Here is a 3,572-nt window from a genome sequence, read left to right as displayed (position 1 = left end):
TTTACTCTTGGTACATTTGTTGATCCTTTTGCTGCTTTCAGACTTGAATCACAATTTTTAGACAGATCCGTTGACGGTGAATCCAAAATCTTTAATCCTATGACTTTGACCGAAAGTTTTGGTGTTGCCAGAGTGTGGATCAAAGAAGAAAAAAGAGAACTTACCAGCAGGTTGGGCGGAGCTTTAAAGGAATATTTAAACAGTCATGAAAATATTGATAATACCTCTGATGGCGGTATTGAATTTGTTACAGATTATAGAACTCCGTTGGCAAATGACAGAATAACTTTCAACAGTAAATTGAATGTTTATAAAGCTATGTATTATTCTGAAGCTGATGCTGTTGAAGGAACAGATTTTGAAGATGCCTGGAAAGCACCGAGAATTAACTGGGAAAACATCTTTTCAGCAAGTCTTACCAAGCTTATTAATGTAAATCTATACATCCAGATGCTTTATGATGAAAGAGTTAGCGATGAAATGCAATTAAAACAAACCTTGGCTTTAGGATTAACCTATAAGCTGATTTAAGTAAGGAAGGTAAGTGATGAATGTGGAAACAATTATCAACAAAATTTCGGAATTAGCTGCGGAGTATGCACCCAAATTGCTTCTAATAATTATCACCTGGATCGTCGGATCATTTGTTATCAAGCATTTATTGAAGCTGATCACAAAAGGAATGATCAGAAGCAAAGTGGAAGTATCATTACAGAAATTCATCTTGAGCCTGACCGGAATATTATTGAAAGTTCTTCTTTTCATATCGATCATTTCCATGGTCGGTGTGAAGATGACTTCCTTTGTCGCTATTTTAGGAGCAATGGCTTTTGCGATTGGTATGTCTCTTCAGGGAAGTCTGGGAAATTTTGCCGGTGGAGTATTGATCATTCTCTTTAAACCCTTTAAAGTTGGTGATTTTATTCAGGCACAAGGATTTTCAGGAACTGTCAATGAAATCCAGATGTTCTGCACGGTTTTAAAAACTCCCGACAATAAAACTATTATCGTTCCAAACGGTGCTTTATCAAGTGGTAGCATTGTGAATTTCTCCACAGAAGAAACTCGTCGGATCGATTGGACATTCGGAATCGGATATGATGATGATATCAAGAAAACTCAAACTGTTTTATTAGAACTTGTGAATAAAGATAAACGAATTCTAAAAGATCCTGCTCCTTTTGTAAGAATTGGAGAACTCGCTGATAGTTCTGTGAATTTCACTGTTCGAGCCTGGGTAAAAAGTGCTGATTACTGGGATGTTCATTTTGATATGATTGAAAATGTTAAAATGGAATTTGATAAGAATAAAATCTCGATTCCATTTCCGCAAATGGATGTTCATCTCGATAAGTAGATTACATTAAAGAGATTTAATATATAATTCATTGTTTCAATAAAAAGTTCCCAATATATAATTGGGAACTTTTTCTTCTTAATAAATATGGTTCTCGGCAGAAACCAGTGGGTAATTGATTTTTTCATTCATTTAAATTCACCATTAAATATCCGCATTTTTGAAGAGCTTTTAATCTGAAATATTCAAAATCTTTATATCTTCTTTTTAATAGAGTTACATTATTTATTCCTTCTGATTTTACGTTAGATACAGGACAATTAAACTAATTCAATATTGTTTGTAATCGATCAATGATAGATTTTGCGAATTTCTTCAATGCTTCAAATGCTGTTTTCTTTATTCATTCTCCTTTTTCTTCTTCCGGTGCGGCATACTCGTTCCGATCACTACATTAAATCCCCAAAGGCTCAATTTCTCCTCATTCCCACGATAAATGACCGATAAAAGATCGCGAATGATCGTAATAAAATTGTAAACAGTGTTCGCAGTATTCGCATTTTGACCGAGATCTGTTCCTAATGCTCGTCTTGAAATCTGCATCAGGGATTCACTTTGCTTACGCAATTTGATGGATTCTTTACGGTTCTCGATCGCAGTGGTAAGATTCTGCTTTAGAATATCCATTTTCAAAGTTTTTAAGGGGCTGTCATCTCCCATTTCCTCATCTTTTTTAATAATATCCTGAGCAAGCTTGATCAATTTTAACGGTTTGTAGCGAGGGATGGTCTTTCTGACTGTTATTCTTGCCATTTTAACACTCCTTATGAAATATATCTTATATAGATAACGATCAATTTCCTTAAGATAAATAATAATGTCAATTAAATTATAATAAATCTTAATAAAATATTAATTAATATAATAAGGATAATAATTAATCTAATATACATTTATCGTTATTCTATATAAATTAGTTCATATCTAATGAAACTTGTTTTATATCTCTCAAAGATAACCTTGATAAATTCTTATTTTTTCCTCACTTATTCTTCTTTTCAGAAATAATTAAATATTTATCTATCTAATCCTGATTTCTTTTTCCGCAGTTTGAAATAATTTGACAAAATATCCTATCCAAATCTTTTCTAATCCGGTCACTTGTTGCTGAAATAAAGTGATAAAAACTTTTATTGGAGGTTATGATGAAAAATCATTTCAAACTATTTTCCTTGTTTATCCAGTTTCTGTGTCTTTCCTTAAGTTTGTCGTCAGTAACCTGGACACAAACCACCAAATCAGATTTTAATGTCGGAACTCACGACGGCACTTGTGCGAAGAATGAATCGATAGGTAATGAAGATTTGCAGCTTGCAACCACGATTTATAATGGCTGGTTCAACGAAGATGTAGTAGGAAGTTATGACGGTTGGGAAGATGCCAGTATGGGCAACGGAACAATTACGAATAATATCGTCGATGCAGCCGGCAGAACTTCCGTATCTTATAATTATGCTACTTATTCCGCAGGTGCGAGCTGGGCAAAAAAACGACAATATGTTTTTAATGAACTTGATAATCTCAACCGTTTCCATCTCGATGTTTATCCGATTTCCGGTCAATGCAGCGGCACGGCGAAACTGAAAGTCAGAGTTCAAGCTTATAATGATTCGGATAATCCCCTGCTGAACACAGATGATCCTTCCGATGAAATCGAATATATCCTTTACGGAGCTGCTCATCCAACTTCTACTTTTGATTGGAGTGGTAGAACTTATGCAGATATGTGGAATAATTTCACCTGGAATATGAAGGATCATATCATCTATTTCCTGAACGGTTCCTATAACTGGTCTGATATTGCCTATATAAAGCTGACTTATGAATCGTATTCCGGAAATACTTCTGGTTCGACCTGTGGAGCATATTGGGATGCTTTTTTTGCTGCTGATTTCGTAGATGATGATTTTGATGATGATTATATCAATCCTTCTAAATGGATAGAACACGAAGGACAACTGAATATTACTGAACAAAACACTGAATTAAGATTTAGCGGTACTAGTCAATTCCCATATTGGAGCTGGTCTTATTTGAAAACTCAAGAAACTGTAAACCATGCCAGTCATAGATATACGGAAACCTCGATCAAAGTTAAATTAGAGGATTTATCAGGAGATGACAGTATTTTTATGTTTATGCTCGAAGATAATGATGAACAAAATCATTTTCGGATTATAGCAATTGCCGGAATGGGCTATGAAATGGGTTGGCG

Annotated in this window: 3 protein-coding genes; 2 read left to right on the top strand and 1 reads right to left on the bottom strand. The window is 34.5% G+C overall.

Annotated elements, in window-relative coordinates:
• The first annotated feature begins 547 nt into the window (after positions 1-547).
• Positions 548-1,357, top strand: a complete 810-nt coding sequence (locus ENL20_01505; GenBank protein ID HHE37234.1) for a mechanosensitive ion channel — start codon at positions 548-550, stop codon at positions 1,355-1,357.
• A 339-nt stretch (positions 1,358-1,696) separates the two neighbouring features.
• Here the strand turns inward: ENL20_01505 and ENL20_01500 are convergent, their stop codons facing one another.
• A complete protein-coding gene (locus ENL20_01500) occupies positions 1,697-2,110 on the bottom strand; it encodes a hypothetical protein (protein ID HHE37233.1) in 414 nt (137 codons plus the stop codon).
• A gap of 392 nt (positions 2,111-2,502) precedes the next feature.
• On the opposite strand from ENL20_01500, the gene ENL20_01495 reads away from it, so the two are divergent.
• Positions 2,503-3,572: hypothetical protein (locus ENL20_01495; GenBank protein ID HHE37232.1), on the top strand; the 1,070-nt coding region annotated here is incomplete at its 3' end.

This window comes from Candidatus Cloacimonadota bacterium (assembly GCA_011372345.1).
Classification (GTDB): domain Bacteria; phylum Cloacimonadota; class Cloacimonadia; order Cloacimonadales; family TCS61; genus DRTC01.
The sequence above is the reverse complement of the archived record's forward strand: the minus strand, read 5'-3'. Positions and strand labels throughout refer to the sequence as shown.

What these genes read in the sequence shown, in the direction of transcription:
- ENL20_01505 (HHE37234.1), top strand. Translation starts at nt 548, where the DNA reads ATGAATGTGGAAACAATTATCAACAAAATTTCGGAATTAGCTGCGGAG.
- ENL20_01500 (HHE37233.1), bottom strand. Translation starts at nt 2,110, where the DNA reads ATGGCAAGAATAACAGTCAGAAAGACCATCCCTCGCTACAAACCGTTA.